18 protein-coding genes are annotated in these 22,762 nt (G+C 55.9%); 5 read left to right on the top strand and 13 right to left on the bottom strand.

The features are described 5' to 3' along the window. Both DT594_RS02360 and DT594_RS02355 read right to left on the bottom strand, forming a co-directional pair. A complete protein-coding gene (locus tag DT594_RS02360; protein WP_149331195.1) occupies positions 1-1,149 on the bottom strand; it encodes an AI-2E family transporter in 1,149 nt (382 codons plus the stop codon). 225 nt (positions 1,150-1,374) lie between these two features. Further along, on the bottom strand, positions 1,375-1,983 hold the full coding sequence (locus DT594_RS02355; RefSeq protein WP_246164565.1) for a response regulator transcription factor: 609 nt from the start codon (positions 1,981-1,983) through the stop codon (positions 1,375-1,377). A 191-nt stretch (positions 1,984-2,174) separates the two neighbouring features. Here DT594_RS02355 and DT594_RS02350 point away from each other — a divergent pair, with 191 nt between their 5' ends. Continuing rightward, positions 2,175-3,152: an endonuclease gene (locus tag DT594_RS02350; RefSeq protein ID WP_149331916.1), complete on the top strand. Its 978-nt coding sequence runs from the start codon at positions 2,175-2,177 to the stop codon at positions 3,150-3,152. Positions 3,153-3,209: 57 nt separating this feature from the next. On the opposite strand, the gene DT594_RS02345 is transcribed toward DT594_RS02350, so the two are convergent. The 3 genes from DT594_RS02345 to DT594_RS02335 all read right to left on the bottom strand — a co-directional run bounded on the left by DT594_RS02345 (position 3,210) and on the right by DT594_RS02335 (position 7,997). After that, complete coding sequence (locus DT594_RS02345) at positions 3,210-5,243, bottom strand: carboxylesterase/lipase family protein (RefSeq protein WP_149331193.1); 2,034 nt, start codon at positions 5,241-5,243, stop codon at positions 3,210-3,212. Positions 5,244-5,258: 15 nt separating this feature from the next. Beyond that, positions 5,259-7,304 (bottom strand): carboxylesterase/lipase family protein, encoded by a 2,046-nt coding sequence (locus DT594_RS02340; protein WP_149331192.1) that lies wholly within the window; start codon positions 7,302-7,304, stop codon positions 5,259-5,261. A 501-nt stretch (positions 7,305-7,805) separates the two neighbouring features. Further along, positions 7,806-7,997: a CsbD family protein gene (locus DT594_RS02335; RefSeq protein ID WP_149331191.1), complete on the bottom strand. Its 192-nt coding sequence runs from the start codon at positions 7,995-7,997 to the stop codon at positions 7,806-7,808. 601 nt (positions 7,998-8,598) lie between these two features. On the opposite strand from DT594_RS02335, the gene DT594_RS02330 reads away from it, so the two are divergent. The 4 genes from DT594_RS02330 to DT594_RS02315 are packed head-to-tail and all read left to right on the top strand — an operon-like array spanning position 8,599 to position 14,540. Continuing rightward, a complete protein-coding gene (locus DT594_RS02330; protein WP_149331190.1) occupies positions 8,599-10,725 on the top strand; it encodes a type VI secretion system Vgr family protein in 2,127 nt (708 codons plus the stop codon). Beyond that, positions 10,710-11,555, top strand: a complete 846-nt coding sequence (locus tag DT594_RS02325) for a DUF4123 domain-containing protein (protein ID WP_178091375.1) — start codon at positions 10,710-10,712, stop codon at positions 11,553-11,555. Before DT594_RS02330 ends, DT594_RS02325 begins: the two co-directional genes overlap by 16 nt. 2 nt (positions 11,556-11,557) lie before the next feature. Beyond that, positions 11,558-13,603 (top strand): LysM peptidoglycan-binding domain-containing protein, encoded by a 2,046-nt coding sequence (locus DT594_RS02320; RefSeq protein WP_178091373.1) that lies wholly within the window; start codon positions 11,558-11,560, stop codon positions 13,601-13,603. Continuing rightward, positions 13,596-14,540, top strand: coding sequence for a formylglycine-generating enzyme family protein (locus tag DT594_RS02315; RefSeq protein ID WP_149331187.1), 945 nt, complete (start codon positions 13,596-13,598; stop codon positions 14,538-14,540). Before DT594_RS02320 ends, DT594_RS02315 begins: the two co-directional genes overlap by 8 nt. Positions 14,541-14,585: 45 nt before the next feature. Here the strand turns inward: DT594_RS02315 and DT594_RS02310 are convergent, their stop codons facing one another. The 8 genes from DT594_RS02310 to DT594_RS02275 form a co-directional block, all read right to left on the bottom strand. Beyond that, positions 14,586-15,422, bottom strand: coding sequence for a PhzF family phenazine biosynthesis protein (locus tag DT594_RS02310; protein WP_149331186.1), 837 nt, complete (start codon positions 15,420-15,422; stop codon positions 14,586-14,588). A gap of 155 nt (positions 15,423-15,577) precedes the next feature. Continuing rightward, positions 15,578-17,584: a methyl-accepting chemotaxis protein gene (locus DT594_RS02305; RefSeq protein ID WP_149331185.1), complete on the bottom strand. Its 2,007-nt coding sequence runs from the start codon at positions 17,582-17,584 to the stop codon at positions 15,578-15,580. Positions 17,585-17,795: 211 nt separating this feature from the next. Continuing rightward, a complete protein-coding gene (locus DT594_RS02300) occupies positions 17,796-18,836 on the bottom strand; it encodes a serine hydrolase domain-containing protein (protein ID WP_246164530.1) in 1,041 nt (346 codons plus the stop codon). Between the two features lie 196 nt (positions 18,837-19,032). Further along, entirely contained in the window at positions 19,033-19,398 is a 366-nt protein-coding gene (locus tag DT594_RS02295) for a hypothetical protein (protein ID WP_149331184.1), read from the bottom strand. Between the two features lie 353 nt (positions 19,399-19,751). Next, positions 19,752-19,943, bottom strand: coding sequence for a 2-hydroxymuconate tautomerase (locus DT594_RS02290; protein ID WP_096347360.1), 192 nt, complete (start codon positions 19,941-19,943; stop codon positions 19,752-19,754). Positions 19,944-19,953: 10 nt separating this feature from the next. Beyond that, positions 19,954-20,757, bottom strand: coding sequence for a 2-oxo-3-hexenedioate decarboxylase (gene dmpH / locus DT594_RS02285; protein WP_149331183.1), 804 nt, complete (start codon positions 20,755-20,757; stop codon positions 19,954-19,956). Next, entirely contained in the window at positions 20,754-21,791 is a 1,038-nt protein-coding gene (gene dmpG / locus DT594_RS02280) for a 4-hydroxy-2-oxovalerate aldolase (protein ID WP_096347358.1), read from the bottom strand. The genes dmpH and dmpG overlap by 4 nt, the downstream gene beginning before the upstream one ends. A gap of 13 nt (positions 21,792-21,804) precedes the next feature. Next, a complete protein-coding gene (locus DT594_RS02275) occupies positions 21,805-22,743 on the bottom strand; it encodes an acetaldehyde dehydrogenase (acetylating) (protein ID WP_149331182.1) in 939 nt (312 codons plus the stop codon). Positions 22,744-22,762: the final 19 nt, after the last annotated feature.

The raw sequence follows: 22,762 nt of genomic DNA, 5'->3' as shown, positions 1-22,762 counted from the left end.
CTAACGGCTGGCATCGCCGCCGGAGCTAATCGACAGAGTATCAATTTGTGGCGTGGACGCAGGTGTTGCAGGCGTGTCGGCCAGCGGGATTTCGGTTTTCGCCTGCTCCCTCGCATCAGCAAACAAGCTCCAGGCCGCGATAAATAGCGCGGCAATCATCGGCCCGATAACAAAGCCGTTCAGCCCAAACAACGACAGGCCGCCCAGGGTGGAAATCAGTACTACGTAGTCGGGTAACTTGAGATCCTTGCCGACCAGTTGCGGGCGCAAAATGTTGTCTGCCAGCCCAATCACAATGGCACCAAAGGCAGTCAATACCGCAGCTTGCCAGATCGCCCCAGTGGCCAGGAAGTAAATGGCTACCGGGCCCCAGATCAAGCCTGCACCCACCGCTGGCAACAAAGACAGCACCGCCATCAGCACGCCCCACAGCAGAGCACCCTGAAGACCCAGCACCCAGAAAATAAAGCCGCCCAACGCGCCCTGCACCACCGCCACGGCGATGTTACCTTTGACCGTAGCCTTGACCACCATGGTGAACTTGGTCAGCAGGTGCTGCTTGTAGGTTTCACCCAGCGGGATGGCTCGTTTGATATGCCGGGAAACAGTAGGCCCGTCGCGCAACAGAAAGAAAAGCAGGTAGAGCATGATCGCGAAGCTGACCAGGAAGCGGAAAGTGTCCTGCCCTACGCCAAAGGCTTTTGTCGCGACGAACTGACTGGCTTGCTGAGCGCCTTCGGAGAGCTGCTGTTGGACGCCGGAAATATCCGCCAACCCGAATCGTGCCAGCAGATCCTGCACTGGGCCGGGTAGTGCGGTCATGATCTGCTGGAAGTAATCACCAAAATTGATGTTGCCGGACTCCATCCGCTCGTACAGAGCCGCGCCTTCCTGCACCAGCGCTCCGGTGAGAAAAATCACCGGCAGAATCACCATCAGCAGGATCATCATCAGCGTCACAAACGCCGATAACCCGCGCCGACCATTGAGTTTGGTTTCAATCCAGCGCTGCACCGGCTGGAAGATGATCGCTAAAATGGTGCCCCAGAAAACCGCGCTATAAAAAGGCAACAACAGCCAGATAAAGGCCACCGATACGATCACTAATAACAGGATAAAGCTTTTTTCTTCCGCTCGAGCTTTCAGCATGATTCTTCCATAAGTGGCACAAACAGGTCGCGATCAATCGGCGATGACGCTGATCAGAACACGAGTTTACTCCGCCGTTCCATTCCCAGCTACGTCTCACCCCCTAAACCGCTACGCCTGGCCCAGGCAATTTGATGGTTTCAATGCGCGCCACTTCTGAACGGGCGCATCGCAAGCAGGCTGGGCACCCACCCCGGGTACCGAGCCTAGCGTTGCTTGAACTGTTCAGTGCTCTACTCCGATAACTCCCCGCTGCATGGCAATGCTCACGGCCTGCGTCCGATTACGCGCGCCCAGTTTGCGCATTGCGTTATGCAGATGCCCCTTTGCTGTTCCCTCGCTGATCGTCAGCAGCTGCGCCACTTGCCGGTTGGATCGGCCCTTAGCGACCCAGCGCAATACTTGCCACTCGCGACTCGACAGCGGCCCTGACCTCACTTGAGCGATCGAATCAACCTTGACGTCGGCCGGTAGCAAGTGTTGTCCAGCCGCCAGAGCAAGCACGGTGTCGACCAAGTCTGTATGCAAGGCATTTTTCAGCAGATACGCGCAGGCGCGCGCGTTAGCCGCTTGCAGCATTTGCAGTTCTTTCGGATGAGTGCTCAATATCGCAATCTTTGCCTGGGGGTGTTCGCTGAGCATGCGGTTGATGGCGTCGATGCTATTCATGATCGGCCTTTGCACCGGCATCAAAATCACGTCCGGCTGCAAATCACGCAACAGCTCCATAGCGTCGCGCTCAGACTCCGTCTCGCCTACCAACGCAATATCAGCGTTGCTGCTGATGATTGCAGCTACCCCCGCCCTCAGCAGCGGCTGGTCATCGATGATCATCAAGGTGATGGGCTTCCCGGCCATACGATTCCTCCCCTAGGCCGAATTCAAGCACACCTAACCAACCGCGATATGGAAAAGAGATAGGTTTCTGTCAGGTTTGTTATGGGGTTAACAATTTGCTTGTCGCAGAACCCGTCTGAAACACGTTGTTCGTCACCAGGCGCGCAGTTACCATGCCGACCGCAGTAATGGCTCCTTCAGCAATAGGAATAGCAGTGCCATTTATCTACCTTATCGCGAGTGCGCTGGTCGCCCTTGCGTCTTTATCGATTTCCGCCGCTCCACTTACTTTCGATCAAGCCAAGACAGAGCTACGCAGGCAGGTCTTTCATGACCAGAATACCGCTGGCGATCTTTATTGCGGGTGTAACTGGCAGTGGCAGGGCCGTTCCGGCGGCCGCATGGATCTGGCTGCCTGCGGCTACAAGATTCGTGCCCAGGAAGTGCGTGCTGAACGCCTGGAATGGGAGCACGTAATGCCGGCCTGGGCTTTTGGGCATCAACGCCAATGCTGGCAACAGGGCGGACGCAAACATTGTATTCGTACCGATCCGGTGTTCCGTGCCATGGAAGCCGACATGCACAACCTTTGGCCGACGGTAGGTGAAGTCAATGCTGATCGCAGCAATTACAACTTTGGCCAACTGACCAGCACCCCCTACCGCTACGGTGCCTGTACTTCTCGGGTGGATTTCAAACAGCGGGTTGCCGAGCCCCGGAATGAGGCCAAAGGTACGGTAGCGCGCATTCAATTTTATATGCACGACCGTTATGGCCTGAGCATGTCCAGACAGCAACAACAATTGCTGATGGCCTGGTACGGTAAATACCCGGTGAGCGAATCCGAGCGTGTCAGGGACCAGCGTATCGCCCGCGTTATGGGGCACAGCAATCCTTATGTAACCGGCGAGCGTACCTGGAGTATCGGCAAGCGCCCCAGTGGGGAAGGTTTGAAAGAACTGGAGAAACGCACTGAGATTGTCTTGGCGCCGAGTTCACATGCCGCGGTACAGGGCAAGATTATTGGTAACCGCAACAGCAAGGTGTTTCATTTGCCGCAGGGATGCCCCAGCTACAACCAGGTAGCGGAGCGCAACAGGGTCATGTTTGACACAGCAGCACAGGCACAGGCGGGTGGTTACCGCCAGGCGGGAAACTGCAGATAAAAAAACAGCGCTGATTCCATGCACGAAACCAGCGCTGCAAAGGAGAATGCTGTCGCGTTACTGCAAGGCTTCCGCCAAGCCAGTTTCTACCGTGGCTTCAGTCTCCGGCCCGATCTCCACGAAGGTGTCATTGGCGTTGGTGTAGGGTGGCCACTCCAGGCTCTCGGTACTGGGGTTGCCGGTCTTGGCGAAGTTAGTCCACATGGTCATGGTCAGCTCGGAAATCACATCGTCCTCAGCGCCATATTCCATGGATGCGAACACATCCGCTGCATCACCTTGAGAGCCGCTAACACCGTTGCCATTGAGATCACCGATCGCCGGTCGCGTGCCTTCCGGCGTCAGGACCAGACCAAGCTGGAAGTTCTGCACCAACCCTGCCGGGTAATCAAACAGATAGGGTAACTCGCAGCCGTGGCAACTGCGCAGACCCAGGTCTGCCCAGCCGTCAGGCACACGGCTGAACTTGTAGACGTACTGATTGGACTGGTAGGTATCCGAACGCTGGGTTAACCAGATCGGCAGAGCGGCCCGCAGGGTCGAGTAGTCTCCGTTAGTCGCGCCGGCCATTAGTGGAACGTCGCTGGGCATGCCGTCCTGGGCGTTCTGGAAGTAAGTTTTAGGCTGGTAATAATTATCCGCGTTGGGCCTGTAAGTCTCCCGTGGGATGCCGTTGTCCTTGTCGGCTTGAGTGAAAGCAGTCCAGGGCAATGCTCTGGCTTCTTCCAGGGTGGACACCCCCGCTCTTTCAAACAAGGCGCTACCGACTGCCTCTGAACTGGCCAATGAGTCGGCCGGCTCGCTCTCGGGGTCCAGTGGGGATGCACCACTCTGGACGATGGCCTTGTGAAACAGCCCAGCGGCCTGGGGCGAGTTCATCAAGGAATAGGTCTTGCCACCCCCACCCGACTGACCGAACAAGGTTACGTTGTCCGGGTTGCCACCAAAGCCAGCGATATTGTCGCGCACCCACTCCAGAGCCATCACCAGATCCATCTGGCCGTAGTTACCCGAGCCCTGGTAGCCGCTCTCTGCAGTCAGCAAGGGGTGGGCAATATAACCGAAGGGCCCCAGCCGGTGATTGACCGTCACCAGAACAACCTCCTTGGTAGTCAGGCTCTCAGGGTTGTTGTACTGGGCGGAGTTGCCAGACAGAATCGCGAAGGCCCCGCCATGGAACCAGACCATTACCGGCAGGTTCTCTGCCTCTTTCGGTGCCGTGATATTCAGGTACAGGGAATCTTCGCTCATGCCCCCCTTGTTGATCGCCTGAAGCGCCGGGTCCTGAGCAGACTGGTCTGACCATGAGGTTGCCTCACGTACATCTGACCAGGGTTCTGCAGGCACAGGTGGCCGCCAGCGCAAATCGCCTAACGGCGGCTTGGCGTATGGCACGCCGAGGAACTGCCAGGTGTCGTCATTGGCGGCGAAACCGCGCAAGGTCCCGCCGCTTGTTTCAACCTCTACCCGCTCGCTGGTCGAACGCTGAAAATGTTCCAGCGCATTGGCCGCCGTGGTCACCGTCCGCGCACGCGGATCAGCATCGCTGAATGCCTGCTGCTCTTCCAGAGTTGCCATCAACTCCTGCAGGCTGGTGCGGAAGGCCGCAGTGGGTTGATCAATCAGAATACCAGCGGCACTCAAAGACACTTCATCGCGAATGAGGTCGGTAATCTGAATGCCATTATTCAGATTACCGTCAGCGTCCAGAGTCTGCAGCAGAATCAGGATATTGGAGACACGCTGATCAGTAGCAGATTCAGCGTCCTCGATAATGCTCAAAGGCGTCAGCACCTCTCCACCCAGCGCAGAGCCCAATTCCAGATCACCAATGGAAAAGGTCAACGTCTCGCCTTCCCGGTAAGTGAACTGCCCCTGCTCGTCGGTTACCGCTGCGGCTGTGGTTGTGCCCTGGTAATCAAGACCTGCAACGGGGCTGTCGACAAAGACGCCGGTACTTGTTGCAACGTCATCATCCGAATCAGAACCGCCACTGCCGCCGAAGCAGCCGGTCAGTGCCAGAAACAAGGGCGCCAGAGCGAATATCATAGGCACCGTTCGGGTGCCTGAACCTCGGTTGATTGTAGTCATGTTTATCACCTGTTTTTATTGTTGGGTGTCAGTGCTGAATTGGTCTGCAATCCCGATCTGCGCTTCAGCGTCAGCGCCGAGCTCTAAGTAGCGCTGGGTCTGGCCGTCATACAACGGGAAGTCGATTTCACCCTCAATGCTTGGGTCACCGGTTTTGGCGAAGTTGGTCCACATGGTCATCATGCGGTCGATAACCACCTCATCCGTCTGATCAAAGCCAGCAGAAACAAAGATGTCTGCGGGATCACCCTGGGAACCGGAGACGCCGTTATTATTCAGGTCACCAATCTCCAATGACTCACCCGTTGCAGGGTCAATCACCAGGCCGAGCAAGTGATGGGTGATCACGCTTTCAGGTGCGTTGAACACGTATGCCAGTTCGGCAGCGTGGTATGCCTCTACGCCCATGCCCTTCCAGCCCGCGGGCTGATGACTGAACAGCGCAGCGTAATGATTGGCCATGCTAAGCGGTTCCATCCATGGAAAAACATCGATGACGGTGCCAATGGGGTCGGGGGTGTCGTTGGTATTGATGACAAACATGAAGGGCACATCGTTCTGTGCACCGCTTTCGAAGCTGACGCGCTCGGTGGTGGGCAAATAGCTGTTATCCACGTTGGTATAAGGCACCAGTCGGGCAGCAGCAGCCATGACCTGCAGCCAGCTTCTTTCCCGCATTTCTTCCAGCGAGGCCGCCTTTAGATTGGTCTGCAGTGTGGAGCCGATGGCTTCGGCAGATTCCAGCGAGCGCGTATCAGGAATCAGCGTGCCGCTCTGGCTTATAGCCCGGTGGAACAAGCCCTTTGCCTGAGGGGATGCCATCAGCGACAACACTTTCCTGCCGCCGCCCGACTCGCCAAAAATAGTCACGTTATTCGGGTTGCCGCCGAATGCCTGGATGTTGTCCTGTACCCATTCCAATGCAGCAATCAGGTCCATCTGCCCGTAGTTGCCGGAGCCGTTATAACCGCTTTCAGCACTCAGCTCCGGATGAGCGATATAACCAAAAGGCCCCAGACGATGATTGACCGACACTTGCACCACGCCCTTGGTGACCAAGGCTTCAGGGTTATTGAAAGGTAGGGTATTACTGGTCAGCGCGGTAAAGCCGCCGCCATGGAACCAGACCATGACCGGCAGGTCTTCGGCATCCTTGGGCGCGGTAACATTGAGGTAAAGCGAGTCTTCGCTCATTCCGCCCTCACCAAAACGCTCCAGCGCCGGATTCTGTGCCGCCTGGTCGCTCCAGGCCACGGCATCACGCACGCCATCCCATGGCTGCAAAGGCTGCGGAGCGCGCCATCTCAGATCGCCCAACGGCGGACGCGCATAAGGAACACCCAAAAACTGCCAGGTATTGGTGTTGGCTTCAAAACCGCGCAGTTCGCCTGTGGTCGTCTCGACAGTCATTCGAGGGCTGGTTGAGCGCGCAAAATGCTCAATGGCCTCATCGGCGGCAGTGACCGTGCGTGGCCGTGAATCGGTGTCAGAGAACGCGCCTGCTGCATCCAGTTCCGTCACCAGCGGGGTCAGGCTGGCGCGAAAATCAGCTACTGGCTGAGCAAGATCCAAGCTGGCTGCATTGAGAGAAATGTAATCTCGAATGCTCTCGGTAATCTGGATGCCATTGTTCAGATCGCCATCGGCGTCAAAGGTCTGCAACAGGATCAGCATATTGTTTACGCGCGTCTCGTTAGCAGCGCTGGCGCCTTGAGTAATGCTCAAGGGCGTCATTACTTCCGCTCCGACGGCCGACCCTAACTCAAGTTCACCAATGGAAAACGTCAGGGTTTCGCCGTTGACATAGCTGAACTGGCCCTGCTCGTCGGTCATGCTCGCGGCAGTGGTGGTGCCCTGGTAATCCAGCCCAGAGACTGCGCTGTCTATGAAGGTACCGGTCATGGTGTCCGGCCCGGAATCGGAAGAACCCCCTCCGCCGCCGCCAAAACACCCAGCAAGAGCCAGCAATACCGGTGTCAGAGAAATCGCCAGCAGCGGTGATCCCGCTACGCGACTTTTGCTTGGACGAGTACAAGAGCGATGCTCCAGATGATCTTTCATGCGCTTCTCCGTTTGTTTTTGTAGTGGAGTGCATTAAAACGTCCGCCCGCCCGGCGCAGGATGCCGAAAAGGGGCTGACGGGTGAAAAGACTTAGCGCCGCAACGGATCCATTTTTTAATATTGTTTCGATACCACCCTATCAATAGAAAAATGTCAGGATGATTCGTTAATTGATATAGCAAACAACCGAGACATAAAAGAAGATTAAGAACGGTTATGAATGAACATTCATACGCAAATTGACCTCTAACGTCAATTGAACGGGTGAAGCCGTTGGTCGTTTTGAGCATTTTCTTATCAGGGAGTGAGCCGGCAACCCAGCAAATACGGGCAGGCAGTACTCTGCTCAAGCACAACCGCAGTGACCATTTCTTAGAGCGATAGGAGAAGTATCAGGAGCCAATGAAGGAAGATTTGTAGACGCAGCAGTGCAAAGCGGGGGGGGGGCGAACGCAAACGGCACTAGCGCTATGCGCCAGTGCCCTAGTACCAAGACTGAATCAGGCCTTGTCGATACCGTCTTTGACTGCGTTTTTAACATCACCTTTGAGGTTCTGAGCTTTGCCCTTGACCTCTTGAGCCGCGCCTTCGCCTTGTAGACGCTCATTACCAACCGTCTTACCTACAGCTTGCTTGCCTTTGCCAGCAACTTCGTTTGCCGTGCCTTTAATTTTGTCTGTAGTGCCGCTCATAATGGTACTCCTGCTAACGATCGGGATTCGACCGTACATGGCTATGACATTTGGCCGTGATTTCAGTTCATTAGCTACTTACGCTCATCCTCCTGAAAAGCGCTACGCGTAATCTGTGACCCATGTGGCCGCATTGATCTGTAAACCCTGTACCCGGCACCCTCTCGCAGTTGCCACCCGTCCACTTACCCAGCCGAAAAGCCGAATGGATCCCCGCCTTCGCGAGGATGACGATTCTGGGGGATGCGAGTACTGTTTGTCGGCCAAACCGTAGAGCCAACCTAATACTCCCGTCATTCCCGCGTAGGCGGGAATCCAAGCGGTCTGGACCAACTATCACCAGCCTCCCACCCAACTCGTCATTCCCGCAAAAGCGGGAATCCATTTTGACCTTGGTTTTTATTGTCTTTCGGCCCCAACCGATCACTACCTGCGCAACTTCTTGCGCACATATCCCCTTGATCTGATTGACCTTTCTACCACCCTAGACCACCCATTTTGCTGACTAGCTCACATAACTCCACACCTCAATCTGCGATAATCTGCGCGCGCCCAGCACGGCCGCTTTCGCTCTCAGCCCTACCAGCACAAGGAACATTGGATGTTCGCCGCCGCCAACCAGGCTCACTTCACCCTCGATATTCCCGGCGTCTCGCACGAATTCAAGGTCCTGTCCTTTGAAGGCGTCGAGCACATCAGCCAGCCCTACCATTTCCAATTGGAGTTGGTCAGCGAACGCCCGGACCTGGACATCGACCGCCTGCTCCAGCAACCGGCTTTCTTCAGTTTCGCAGGAGCGGGCAAAGGCATCCACGGCCTGATCCACCGCGTCGCCCAGGGCGATGCCGGCAAGCGACTGACGCGCTACCATATCGATCTGGTGCCGCATCTGTTTTACCTGGGCCACCGCACCAATCAGCGTATTTTTCAGCATCTGACCGTGCCGCAGATCATCGCCCGGGTATTAAGCGACCATGGCATCCAGGCCGATGCCTACCGATTCCAGCTAAACAGCGAATACCCACAACGGATCTACTGCACCCAGTACGACGAAACCGACCTGCATTTCATTCAGCGCCTCTGCGAAGAAGAAGGTATCCACTATCACTTCGAACACAGCAGCGATAACCATCTTTTGGTCTTCGGCGACGACCAGACCGGTTTTCCGAAACTGGATCGCCCCACTGCGTATATTCAGGACAGCGGCCTGGTCGCCGATGAGCCAGTCATAAAGCGCTTCGCCATGCGCGTGGAAACCCGCCCCAGCCGCGTCACCCGCCGGGATTACGACTTCGAAAAGCCCCATCTCTTGATGGAAGCCGCGCACAAGACCGAACAGTCGGTCGAAGGCGATCAACCGCCAGTACCGCTACCCGACCTGGAAGACTACGATTACCCCGGCCTCTTTACCGAACGCGCCCGCGGCAAGCACCTGGCCAAACGCAGCCTGGAACGCCACCGCAGCGACTACCGCCTGGCCGAAGGCAAGAGCGATGTGCCTACGCTGATCAGTGGTCATTTCCTCACGCTCTCCGAACACCCCAGAACCGACTGGAACGACCTCTGGCTGATCACTGGCATCCGGCACGAAGGCAAACAGCCGCAGGTACTGGAAGAATCCGTCACCAGCGATACCAAAGCCGAAGACGGTTTTACACAAGGCTACCGCAATCAATTCACCGCCACTCCCTGGGATGTGCCCTACCGTCCACAACTCGCCCATCCAAAACCCAAGGTGCTGGGCAGCCAAACCGCCGTGGTCACCGGCCCGGAAGGCGAAGAAATTCACTGCGACCAATATGGCCGCATCAAGGTGCAATTCCACTGGGATCGCGAAGGCCAGGGCAACGACCAAACCAGCTGTTGGCTCAGAGTCTCCTCCAGCTGGGCCGGCAATCAATACGGCGGCATTGCCATCCCCAGAATCGGTATGGAAGTGCTGATCACCTTCCTCGAAGGGGACCCGGATCAACCCCTGGTCACCGGATGCCTGTACCACAAGACTCACCCGGTTCCGTACGAGCTACCCGCACACAAAACCCGAAGCGTATTCAAAACCCTGAGCACGGCGCCCGGCGGCGGCGGCGACGGGTACAACGAACTGCGCATCGAAGATAAAAAAGGCGAAGAACAGATCTACCTGCACGCCCAGCGCGACTGGGACGAGAACATCGAGCACGACCAGAAGATCCGAGTAGGCAACGAACGTCATGATCGCGTGGAAGCAAACAGCTACAGCGAGTTCATAGCCGAAGAGCATCACACCACCCACGCAGACAGAAAGTCCGAGATCAAAGCCAACGACCACCTGACCGTGGGTACCAGCCAGCATATAAAGCTGGGTACTGCACAACTGACCAAGGCCGGCCGCGAGATTCATCTCAAGGCGGGACAGAAGATGGTAATCGAGGCAGGTAATGAGCTGACACTCAAGGCCGGCGGCAGCTTTATCAAAATCGATGCCAGCGGCGTTACCCTTGTAGGCCCCACGATTCGGCAGAATGCGGGTGGTACTGCTGGAAAAGGTTCGGGGATTGGTATCCAACTACCGGTTATACCTGCAGCTGCAGCACAGACTGAGACGGGCGCTATCTTATTTGCGGTTCAGCCCAATGATCTAGGGCGTCTTAAAGCCGCCGCCAAAGACGACCTGCTGCTGGCCAGCCAATGTCATCGTCAATCCGACGGCCATTGTCCTCTGGAGGCCTGCCCGTGCCGGATAGCTTAATCATGAAACAAACGGACGCGCCAATCTATTCAGACTCCTGTTATCTGCTAGTGGATGGTCTGGCCATGGACGTGCCCTTCACGGCCTACAACCTTGATGATCACCCGATCACTGAGCCGTTGTTTCGTGGCACTCGGCATACCGAAGTGATAGAAGCCAGCCCTTGGCTGGTCAAGCCTTCTGCTAAGGGGCGATTGTTAGCATCGACTGAATCCTGGCGTTCAGATGGCGTGGTCGTGTATTCAGACGCCCCCATGAATGTGCTGGCGAACCACCTGCGCAGCTTGATCAGCATTACCCTACCCTCTGACCAACTCGCCTACTGCCGGTTCTATGCTCCAAACTGGTCAAGCAGGTTGTTCAGTTCCATGAGCACTGGGGAATTCGAAGCCTGGTCAGGTCCCATCACCCAATGGCGAGTGTTTACTAAAGGCACATGGCAGAGCTATGTCAGCAAAGCCACTGGAGCACCCCGACACACGCATGAGGAAGGCTGGTACAAGTTGCGGGAACGACAGTTGAAACAATGGGAAGCTGAGGAATATCAGCGCTTTGTCGATAAGACAGCGTTGGACTTAGGTTGCCGTCCAGAGCACCAGAATTACGTCCACCAACGTGAACAAATAGATAACCTGATTCAGCAAGCCCATGAAGATGGCTTCACTCTTGAGCACCAGTGTTTACATTATCTGGAGCTGGCCTGGCGTTTCCCTCAGGAATTCAGCCGTCAAGGCTGGGCACGAGAGTTGCTCGCTAATCCGGAGCAAAGCGCCAATCAGCGTCTTCAGCTCGCAGAGAAACAACTCTTTGGTTTAGACAAGGACGTATAACCGTGGAATACATCGTTAGATCGGGAGACAGCCTCAGTTTAATCGCCAAAGCTAACGGCACCACTGTCGCAACGCTGATGCGACTGAACCCGGAGATTGGAGATGCCAACCGTATTCACCCGCAGCAACGCATTCGTCTGCCCGAACCAGACAAAACCCGCCAAACCCGGAGCATTGGCCAGGTAGCCGACTGCAGTGCATGCGCCGATGAGTATGTTGACCTACTTCACCAGGCTGAAGAAGGTATATTTGTGCCACTGACCGCAGAGCATCAGCGAGAAATCGAGCAAGAAGAAGCTGTGTTACATCAGTTGATTCACCAGTTCTATGAGGCAATGGAGAATACGGAAGACAATATACTTGCCTTCAAGGATGGTTTTGTCGAGCGCCTCCAGCAGGAACGAATTATTGATTCGAGCAAGCCATCCGAGCCGATGCAACTGACCGAAATACGCCGCCTGAAAGGTAACAACCATTACGCTTACGTGCGCAAGGACTCTGGTTGGCGTAGGCATCGCAGTTACAGTATCGAAGCTCAAGACAGGGCCCGCGCAAAGGGCTGGTATGACCCCGAAAGCGGGGCAATCAATGGACAGAAATTGGCTGAAACCATAGCGCAGGATATGAATAAGCCGTCGCTCAAACTGACTCTGCATCAAAGCTTTGTCGATTGGTGTTTGCTGGAGTGGCAAAACGACCCTGCTCGCTGGACGCCGGTTGAAGGCATGCAGCCAATCGTTGTCGGCGCTCAGGCGCAAGCCATGCGTTTCGCGATGGGTGCCAGTTTGCAATCAGGGTACGACCCGCGAAAACTCTCCGCACATATCGCCGCCAAGGCATCCGCTAGCGCTAGCCTTGCCGAGGGTAAAGCCTACGCGACCACTACCTGGCCGGCTGAGGACGAAAGCGAATGGTTGATCTATTACAGGGATCAGAACAACCAGCGCCAAGCCGCCTCACTAGGTAAGTTCCGCGCCAAAGTGTCCGCAGAGCTAGTAGGTTTCTCTGGGGCGAGTGCCATGCTGAGTGCGGAAGTCCATGTCGCAATGAATAACGGTATTCCGCAACTGCGCGGCGTTGGTGACTCGAACCGTAACAGCCGAAATGGTGAGCCCGCGAGCGTTGAAGCAGGCGCATTTGCAGGCGTCCGTGCTGACGGCAAACTCGAAGGTAGTATTGAATGGCAAGACACTCTGGTGGAGGTGCCGCGATGGAAAGCTCTGTCCACATTAGGAGTAGGCGTGGGCGCAGCTCTTGGTCTAGGCGCGGAGGCTCGGCTTCGTATCGGATGGAGCAAACAAACCCACAAGTTTTACTTTAATGTACACGCGGGTCTGGTTGTGGGAGGCGGTGCATCCGGCGAGTTCGGAGCAGAAGTCAATGCTGAAGCCTTTGGCTCCCTCGTTAAGTTCATCTATAACGCGCTTCTTGGCGTAGATTTCCATAAAGTAGAGGAAATCGAAGCCGGAGCCTTTAATCAACTGACGAGTTTTGCTGTTTTTGGAGTATTGAGCGGAACAGGCCATGCGGTTATGGCAGCTCGTCTTGGGCAGGAGGCAGCGGAACGCGTGGAAGCGGAAGTCCAGCGATTTATTCAAAGTCATCGCACGGCACGCGAAAGAGAGATTCTTGCGATAACAACAGCAGAAAATACCCTCTTAGACTTAGCTAAGGGTGAAGACAGTTGGATCAGGTACGCCCCTCCAGAAGTTAAGGGTCAGTTACTTGAAATTCTGTGCTTCGATTACGGCCCGACATTTTGGGATCGCTTAACCGCAGGGTTTAATAGCAGAGAACGTGCAATTCTTACTCTTCTAGAGCTGAGCCAGAGCTGGAGAGATTACGAGGAAACAGTGACCCGTATTAGTACGAATGGTAGGAAAACTAGTTTCACGCTTAACCGAAGCCGCCTGAAAAACCTGATGAGACTGTTCCCTGGCCTACAAATGGACCGCCTCGAAAGCAGGCTAAGCGGGACTCGGGCAACGCCGAACCAGCCAGTAAAATTGGCCAAACATATTCAGCTTTCAGGAACTCATTATGCGTAACTTCTTATCCATCCCCATCTTGGTGACAGGGTTGTCATTTTTATACGGTTGCAATGACGATTCTTATAATATTCGCCAGGCTGGAGAGGCTGAGAAACTCGGTGAAGAGAAAGAACCGATCATTCCCGATATGGTCCACATTGAGGGCGGCGTCTTTGTCATGGGCGACTTCGGGGCAACTGGGAAAGATGGTGTTTGGCGACCCTACTTTCCTGCCGCCATGGAGCAGAATGCTGCGCACGAAGTCACACTATCCAGTTATTCACTGGGGCGCTTCAAAATAACCTGGGAGGACTTTGATAATTACCTATTAGCCAATCATTTAGAGCCTATAGAGCGCGGCTTATCCAAGACCTGGGCAAGAAAACCTTTCGAGCAAGAACCGACGAGCCGCTTCTATGGCAGTAAACCTGCTCAGGTAACTTGGCAGGAAGCTAATAATTATTGTGGATGGCTGGGAGAAAAAATTGGCGTCCCGGTAACGCTGCCAACCTCTGCTCAATGGGAGTTCGCTGCTCGCAATCGAGGCAGCCAGGATTGGGTCTACCCTACTCATGACGGGCAACCTTTACATAATCATCCAGAGTTGGCTAAAGAAGTAGATGAAACCAGCAGTTTCGTACCGGTCGGCTCCCAACTGCCAGCCAATCCCCTCGGACTTTTTGACATGGCCGGCAATGGTATGGAATGGGTACAAGACTGGTTTTCTAAGGAATACTACCAAGAGCGTCCCACCAGGGTAGACCCGAAGGGCCCAGAGGAAGGAACACAGCGTGTCGTTCGTAATCTAGGCACTGATTCGCTGGACTTCAGCTTTTCACGGACAGGTATATCCGAATCTTTACCTAGCATGATGAATCCAGAATGGGAAAGTGTTGCGGAATATACTTTTCGCTGTGCCGTTCAGAGCCCTGAGCCAATTAAATCCAGGCAATGAGCTACGAAGCTTCCAAGTGCAACGAGTCGGACCGGTTCAACGAGATTAAAACCAAACCTCCCCAGCCACACAACGCTGCACTTCCCCACCTACCCAGACATCATCACCCACTTTCTCGATATGCACCCTGCCCCGCCGCCCAATAACCGTGCCCTGACTGGAAACGTAGCGCTGTGGCAGCTTGCCGGCAGCTATCAACCACTGCGCGAGGCTGGCATTCAGGCTGCCGGTGACCGGGTCTTCGGTGTATTCGTCACCGATGAAGGCGCGCACTTCCACATCAGCTTCAGCGCCAGCACCTGTCCAAGGAGCCACCACGCCGACATTCAAGCCTTTGAGCGCGGAGTAATCCGCACGGATGGCGAGCGCGTCTTCACGCGATGAAAGCAGTACGGCGACCCAGCCCGGGCCGTTGTCCACCCAGTTACTGTCCAGCACACTCTCCAGCGAGATGCCCAGCCCATGAGATACCCGTGCAAGTGTTGCGTCGTCCACCTTGCCGCTGCGTACCATAGGGGGCGCGGCGAAAGCCAGGCGGGCGCCGTCACGGCGGATGCGTACCAGGCCCGCGCCACACTCCTGCACGATTTCCTTGGCCTGCGGCACGCCGCCGTTGTCCAGCCATACATGGCAGCTGCCCAACGTGGGATGCCCGGCAAAAGGCAGCTCTCGCTGAGGGGTGAAAATACGCACGCGGTAATCGGCATCTGGCAAGGTTGGACGCAGCAGAAAAGTGGTTTCGCTGAGGTTGGTCCAGCGCGCGAATGCGGCCATCTGATCCTCAGTCAACGCGTCGGCGTTACTGACTACAGCCAACGCGTTGCCTTGCAGAGGCTTTTCAGCAAATACATCGACCTGTTGAAACGAGAATGAAGAAGGCATGTGCCGCTACTCCGAGGGTGAGTTATTGTGACTATGCTAGTCAGACTCAGCGGCGGCGCACAGATACAGATCAGCGCTAGATATGCGCCACAGAAATAACGGCAATCAGCCCAACCGGGCAGATTAATCGCGAAATCAGAATTGCCAACCGTAGATCAGACCCTGAAATTACCGATCATGCCATTCAGCTTCCGGGTCATATCTGCCACTTCGCTGCTGGCACTCAAGGTGCGTCCTGCTTCATCGGCGTTAACTTCACTCAATGCCTTGATCGCGAGGGTGTTGCGTTCAACGCTTTCTACTACGGCCGCCTGTTGTTCGGCGGCGGAAGCAATCTGTGTGCTGTGGTCTACAATCTCGCCCATGCTGCCCGTAATGGATTCAAAGATATTGGCTGCCAGGCTCACTTCCTTCACGGTCGCTGTCGCGCTGGTATGGCTGGACTGGATGGTTTTGACCGTACTGTCGACCTGTTGCTGCAAACGCGCGATCGTGCCGTAGATTTCATCGGTGAGCGTCTTTGAGCGCTGGGCGAGATTTCTGACTTCATCGGCCACCACCGCAAAACCACGCCCTTGCTCCCCCGCTCTAGCGGCTTCGATAGCCGCATTGAGAGCCAGAAGGTTGGTTTGATCGGCGATGCTCTGGATAACGGACACCGCCTTGTCGATCGACTGGCTCTCGACCTTCACTGCGGCTATACCTTCCAGTGAGTTATCCATTTCCCGATAGAACTGGTTAATCTGTTTTACAGCGCGCCCAATCTGCACGCTGCCTTCCTTGCATTGATCGCCGACACCGGTCGCGCGCTGGGCTGAGGTGTGCGAGCTGCGGCTAACCTCATGCACACTGTTGACCAGCTCACTCATGGAGCTGGCGATCAACTCAAGCTCGGCGGTCTGCTGGCTGATACTGCGCTGGCTCGCGTCGGCACTGCTGGTGACGCTATCCGCACGCTGAGAGGTAGCGCTGGAAACACTGGCCACCTCGCTGATCAACTGGCGCATCTGGTTCTGCATTCGATTGAAATCCAGCGCAAGGTCGCCCAGCTCATCCTTGGCGCTGGTGATCACGTCACCGCGCATATCGCCACCGGCCATCCGCCGGGTAGCGCCCACAATATCGCTAATCGCGCCATGCACAGACAGGTAAAAGCCGGTAAACAGATAAAGGATTACCAGCACCGCCAGCAACAATCCAGCCGACCATAACCAGAGGCTGGTCTGCCTCGCCTGCACACGTTCAGCCAGCCGGCTTTCGAGTTGCCGGAGCGTCTCTTGAGTGGCCGCCTCAAGCAGCTGCTCGGCGGGCTGATAAGCGTTGATGCTACTCATCCAGTTAACGGTGGAATCCAGATCGGAAAACCAGGCCTGGGTGTAAATATCCAGTGTCTTGGTCTTGTACAGCTCACCCAGTGCCGCCCCCGCTTCGGCCAGAGTAGCACCAGCGCCGCTCGCCGCTTGCCCGCCCTGATGGGAAGCCGCTTCCACTAGCCGTTCAATCTGGCTGGCAAGGTTCAGCACAGAAGGTCTTGAGGAAGACTCCAGAAATCCAAATGCCATCATGTACGCGCTGTAGGCCTGAGTCTGGGCGAATGTCTGCTGAAACGGGAGCACGTGATTGATGAGCAGATCGACCTCTCGATAAACCACGGGATCGCTATCCTGGCTGAGCCGTGATTGGGCGGCGATGGCCTTGATCGCGGCCTGCTGCGCCTCAACAGGCGGCATCTCATTGATAAAAAGTGTGTCCAGCGAAGCCCCTTGCTCAGCTACAGGCTTCGCATTCTGGTCGGCAGGCATCTGAGCCTGCTGATCGCCCAGACCAAGCTCCTCAAGCCGAGCATTCAAGGCGAGCGCCCGCTGCTCATAAGCTTCAACCCGCTCAGACAATTCGCTTTGCAGGTCAGGCTCATCTCGAGCTCCACGTACAACGTTGACGGTCGCAACCTCCAGGGCCAACTGATAAACGCCCAGATAATCTGCAATTATCGCCACACCTTGCAGTTCAGCCTCGGCTTCGTTCAGGTCATCGTTCAAATCGCCAAGCTTACCCGCTGACAACATGCAGAAGGGCACCATGAATACCACAAGAATGATGAGGAATTTCTGGGCATAGCGAGCCCGGGACATGAGTGCCAGTACTGGCTTGAAAACGAACATGATTCTCCTTAACCACTGCAAAGCAGATGCACGCGAAGTAGCAACGACGAGGGCAAGAGGGGTAATAAAGCGGAATTGTACACAAAAGCATCGGAATGCCGCAGAAGAAAATCACGTTCGCCAACAAAGGCACCATAATCGAACATTATGCCCACATAATGCCCCACGATGGCGCTCAAAATGGTGGCTACTGACCTAGATGATCTGGCGACTAGGTGCGCTCGGTCAAATTGCCGATGATTTTTGCAAGAAGGCGATGAAGGTCATTTCGATGCCCGCTGCGCGCTGCCGAACCACTTTCATCCGAGGTCATGACCACCGTCAGCCCCAGGTCAGGCACCACATACAGCATCTGCCCTCCATATCCCCAGCCGTAGCGTACGTCCTGATCGGCAATTCTGGTCAGAAACCAGGCATATCCATGACCATGCCCGGTCCACCGCGATTGGGTATGACGCTGCCATGATGATCGGATCCAAGCTTCAGAGATCAGGCGCCCCCCTTCAGCCGTAACCCCGCCATTGCGATACAACTCGCCAAATGCAAGCAAGGATCGCGGACTCATGGCCATCTGGTTTCCGCCCATATAAGTGCCCTGAGGGTCACGCTCCCAGGAGGTAATCGAAAACGCCTCAAGCGGACCGAGCCAGTCACGCGCGAGCTGCAAGGTAGTGCGTTCTGTCTGGCGCGACAGAATCGCGGATAATAAATGAGTTGAGCCAGTGGAATAGATCATCCGGCCGCCTGGTTCGTCCTCAAAAGGTCGAGCCAATGCAGCACGTACCCAATTGGAACTGGTCACCCAAGCCCCATAGTTTGCTCCCGACGTCGAGCCCAGTCCTGCTTGCATCGTTAGCAGGTCACCAATGGTCACCTTTTGCAAACGAGGGTCCGGCTCCGCCGGCAAATCACGCGCTAGCAAAGGGGCAATTTGCTGATCGGCACCTTGTAGAACGCCCTTGTCAATCGCAATGCCGACTAGCGCCGACATCACCAGTTTTGAAGCCGACTTGATGTTGGTTGGCTGGGTGGTGGTATGCCCACTATAGCCACGTTCGGCCACGATTGAGCCGTTGTGGGAGATAACTACTGTTTCCAGGGGCTCCAATGTCTGCGCCTGGTCGAGGATCTTACTCAAGGTTTCGTCGTGCAGATTCTCTGACGCGTGAGCGCAGATGCAGAACAGCATTAGCATCAAGCTAGCCAAAATGCCCTGCAAAGGGCGCTTCTGCCTGGGGATAAATGCGAACACTTACTCTCCTCACGGGTAGGTGTATTTGCAAGGCCGATACGACCTTGCAAATAAACCTACCTTATCCTGCATCGTGGGTAGCCGTAAGATTGCTTAGGAAAACAACCGTTACTTTTTGTGCCCCGCAATAAGATGATACGGCTACCGGCCAGCGCCACTGAAGCCTGTGGTCAGCTTCAAACAAAATTGAGGTGCGTCAGTTCATCCAGCCATAACCGGACAGTGTTCGCTGATCATCATCCAGATCGAAGCCGAACAACCGCTCCGGCATTTGCGAACCGCCTAGCCCAAAAGCCGCATGTAACAGACACAGCGTAGCGTCACCCAATGTGCGCTGCTGGGTACCTGGACGGGCTTGCCACGTTGTGTCGGATAGTGCTTCGAACCACTGTTGCTCATCCACCCAGCGGCTCATCAGATTACGCCAATAAGGGTCATGTGGACTGCGGTAGCTACCCGGTTCGGCATCTACCGGGATCTCATCCAGACATATCATCAATACCCTACGCGCACGCCATGATTGCAGAGCCTGGCCCAGCTCTCGACACTGCCGAACACTCATATCTGTCCCCAGCCGTATTTCCATGCATTCAACTGGAGAGGAATCAAACAGCATTGACGTTAGGGCCTCAATTTTCTCCGCTCCAGCTTTGGTCGGCAACGAATAGCCCAGTTCAAACAGCAGCGCCGACAGCTGCGTCCCTAGCTCGCCGACGCTTCCACCGCACAGTTGTGGCTGAGCAAGGCCTGCGCATGCGGTAATGAAAACCACCCCTTCTATGTGGCTGTCCGGCTCGATCAGCCGATCAATAAGCAGAAGTCTGCTTGATGTTTCGGTCAGACCGTCGCGGCAGGATAGATACAGAGACGGCAAGCGCGTAGGCGCTGCCCTCTGCTGCACACCCACCCCATCCATCAGCGCTTGACCTTGCTTGCTGGTTCGCCCCCAATTCCAAAATGTGTTCTGGGCATTTCGCTGATGATTACCCGGATGCTGGGCATCGGAGCATCCAGCGCACGAGCGATCGCTTCGCTAACCTCACGGATCAGTCTTTCCTTCTGTTCGTCACTGCGTCCTTCGAGAATATGTAGTTGTGCAATTGGCATGCTGAATTCCTCAGATAAAGCGGGCCGACACGCTGCCCAGTCCTTGATAGCGCACGATGATATTGTCACCCGCCTGTACCGATATCGCCGCAGTAATGCCGCCGGTCATGATGAATGTGCCGGCCGGGATATGTTCGCCACGTTCGGCCAGCAGATTGGCCAACATGGCCACGCTTGAGGCCGGGTGGCCGAGAACCGCAGCGCCCGCACCGACATCTACCACTTCACCGTTCTTTTCAACCACAACACCAAAATTCTTCAGATCAACATCTTCGACACTGGCCATCTGGCCACCAGTAATGAATCGCGTAGAAGAGGCGTTATCGGCCACCACGCTGATAAGATCAAACTTGAAGTTCTCGTAGCGCGAATCGATCACCTCGACGGTCGGCACCACAAAATCGGTCGCCGCCAGCACATCGCCAATATGACAACCGGGCCCTTTAAGCGGAGCTTTGGTCACAAAAGAGATCTCGGCTTCGATCTTCGGATGGATCAGCTCTGCGGTATTCACCACCCCGCCGTCCGGTACGCTGAAATAATCGGCCAGAAAACCATAGATCGGTGTTTCAACGCCCATCTGAGCCATTTTCGCCCAGGATGTCAGGCCCATTTTCATGCCCACTATGCGGTTGCCACGGGACTCCTTGCGGCGGCGAATTTCCCATTGCACGTCGTAGGCATCGGCAAAGGTCATGTCTGGGTAGTCATTGGTGACCTTGGTGATGTCCTGGCGGTTCAGCTCGGCGCTTTCCACATGCTCGGCCAGTGCCAGCACCTGATCACGGGTCAGGGTACGTTGTTGTTCACTCATGCTGTTTGCTCCTTGCGGGCGGCCAGCAGGTCCAGCGCCACGTCGACGATCATGTCCTCCTGGCCACCGACCATGCGGCGTTTGCCCAGCTCGACGAGAATATCCACGGCCTTGAGGCCGTACTTTTGTGCGGCTACTTCAGAGTGGCGCAGGAAGCTGGAGTAAACCCCGGCATAACCCAGCGCCAGGGTTTCGCGGTCAACCCGCACCGGCCGGTCCTGCAGGGGGCGAACGATGTCGTCAGCCGCATCCATCAGCGTATACAGATCGGTGCCATGCTCCCAACCCAGGCGCTCAGCGGCGGCAATGAAGACCTCCAAAGGCGCATTGCCGGCGCCGGCGCCCATGCCTGCGAGGCTTGCGTCGATACGGTCACAGCCCTCTTCCACCGCGACGATGGAGTTGGCCACACCCAGGCTGAGGTTGTGGTGAGCGTGCATACCGGTGTGGGTTTCAGGCTTGAGCACATCTTTCAAGGCTCGAAAGCGATCACGAATATCCTGCATGCTCATTGCCCCACCGGAGTCGACCACGTACAGGCAGGTAGCGCCGTAGTCCTCCATCATCTTCGCCTGTTGCGCGAGACCCTGCGGAGTTTGCATGTGGCTCATCATCAGGAAACCGACGGTGTCCATACCCAGTTTCCGAGCGTGTTCGATATGCTGCTTGGATACGTCAGCCTCTGTACAGTGGGTGGCCACACGCACAATGCGCGCGCCCGCCTGATAGGCGTTATCCAGATCATGGATAGTGCCGATCCCAGGCAGCAGTAGCGTGGCAATCTTGGCATGGCTGATAACTTCAGCGACGGCTTCGATCCACTCCAGATCGGTATGAGCGCCAAAGCCATAGTTGAAACTGGAGCCCTGCAGACCATCACCGTGGGCGACTTCGATGGAGTCGACTTTGGCCTTGTCCAGCGCGCGAGCAATGTCCTGCACATTCTTGATCGAATACTGGTGACGAATGGCATGGCTGCCGTCACGCAGGGTCACGTCGGAAATATAAAGTTTCTTGCCGGGATTGAATGTCATGGTCTTGTCCTCCTCAGGCCTGATTCATCGACTGCGCCATGCGCTCGGCGGTCGCCAGCGCTGCGGAGGTCATGATGTCGAGGTTACCGGCGTAGGCCGGCAGGTAATGGGCGGCACCTTCGACTTCGAGGAAGATTGAGGTTTTCAATCCACTCAGATGGCCGAGGCCGGGAATGTTCAGCGGCTGATCTTCGGGGATGATGTCGAACTGCACTTTTTGCTTAAGCCGATAGCCCGGCACGTAGCTGTTCACCGCCTGGACCATCTCTTCAACAGAAGCCTCGACTGCGGCCTGATCTGCCAACTCGCTGAGTACATACACGGTGTCGCGCATGATCAGTGGCGGCTCGGCAGGATTCATGATGATGATCGCCTTGCCACGTGTTGCACCACCAATCACCTCAATCGCCTTGGAAGTGGTTTCGGTGAATTCGTCGATATTAGCGCGGGTGCCAGGTCCCGCAGATTTGCTGCTGATCGAGGCGACGATCTCGCCATAGTGCACCTTGGCTACGCGCGAGACCGCCGCGACCATGGGTATGGTTGCCTGGCCACCGCAGGTGACCATATTGACGTTGGTTTCATGCAGGTTCTGCTCCAGATTAACTACCGGCACACAGTAAGGGCCGATGGCAGCCGGCGTCAGGTCGATGATCCGCAAACCCGGCTTGTGGCCGCGCAGAAGCACCTCGTTGTGCCTGTGGGCACCGGCCGAGGTGGCATCAAAAATGAAGTCTATGTCGGCGAATTCCGGCATCTTGACCAGGCCATCCACTCCTTCGTGGGTGGTAGCCACACCCATGCGCATGGCGCGCGCCAGGCCATCGGACTCCGGGTCGATGCCGACCATGGCGCCCATGGCGATATGCTGGCTGTTACGCAAAATCTTGATCATCAGATCGGTACCGATATTGCCTGAACCGATGATCGCGGCTTTCAGTTTCTTGCTCATGATGTATTACCCTCTAGGG

This window comes from Halopseudomonas laoshanensis, assembly GCF_008365385.1.
Lineage (GTDB): Bacteria > Pseudomonadota > Gammaproteobacteria > Pseudomonadales > Pseudomonadaceae > Halopseudomonas > Halopseudomonas laoshanensis.
Note: the sequence above shows the minus strand (reverse complement) of the source record. Positions and strands in the feature narration are given on the sequence as shown.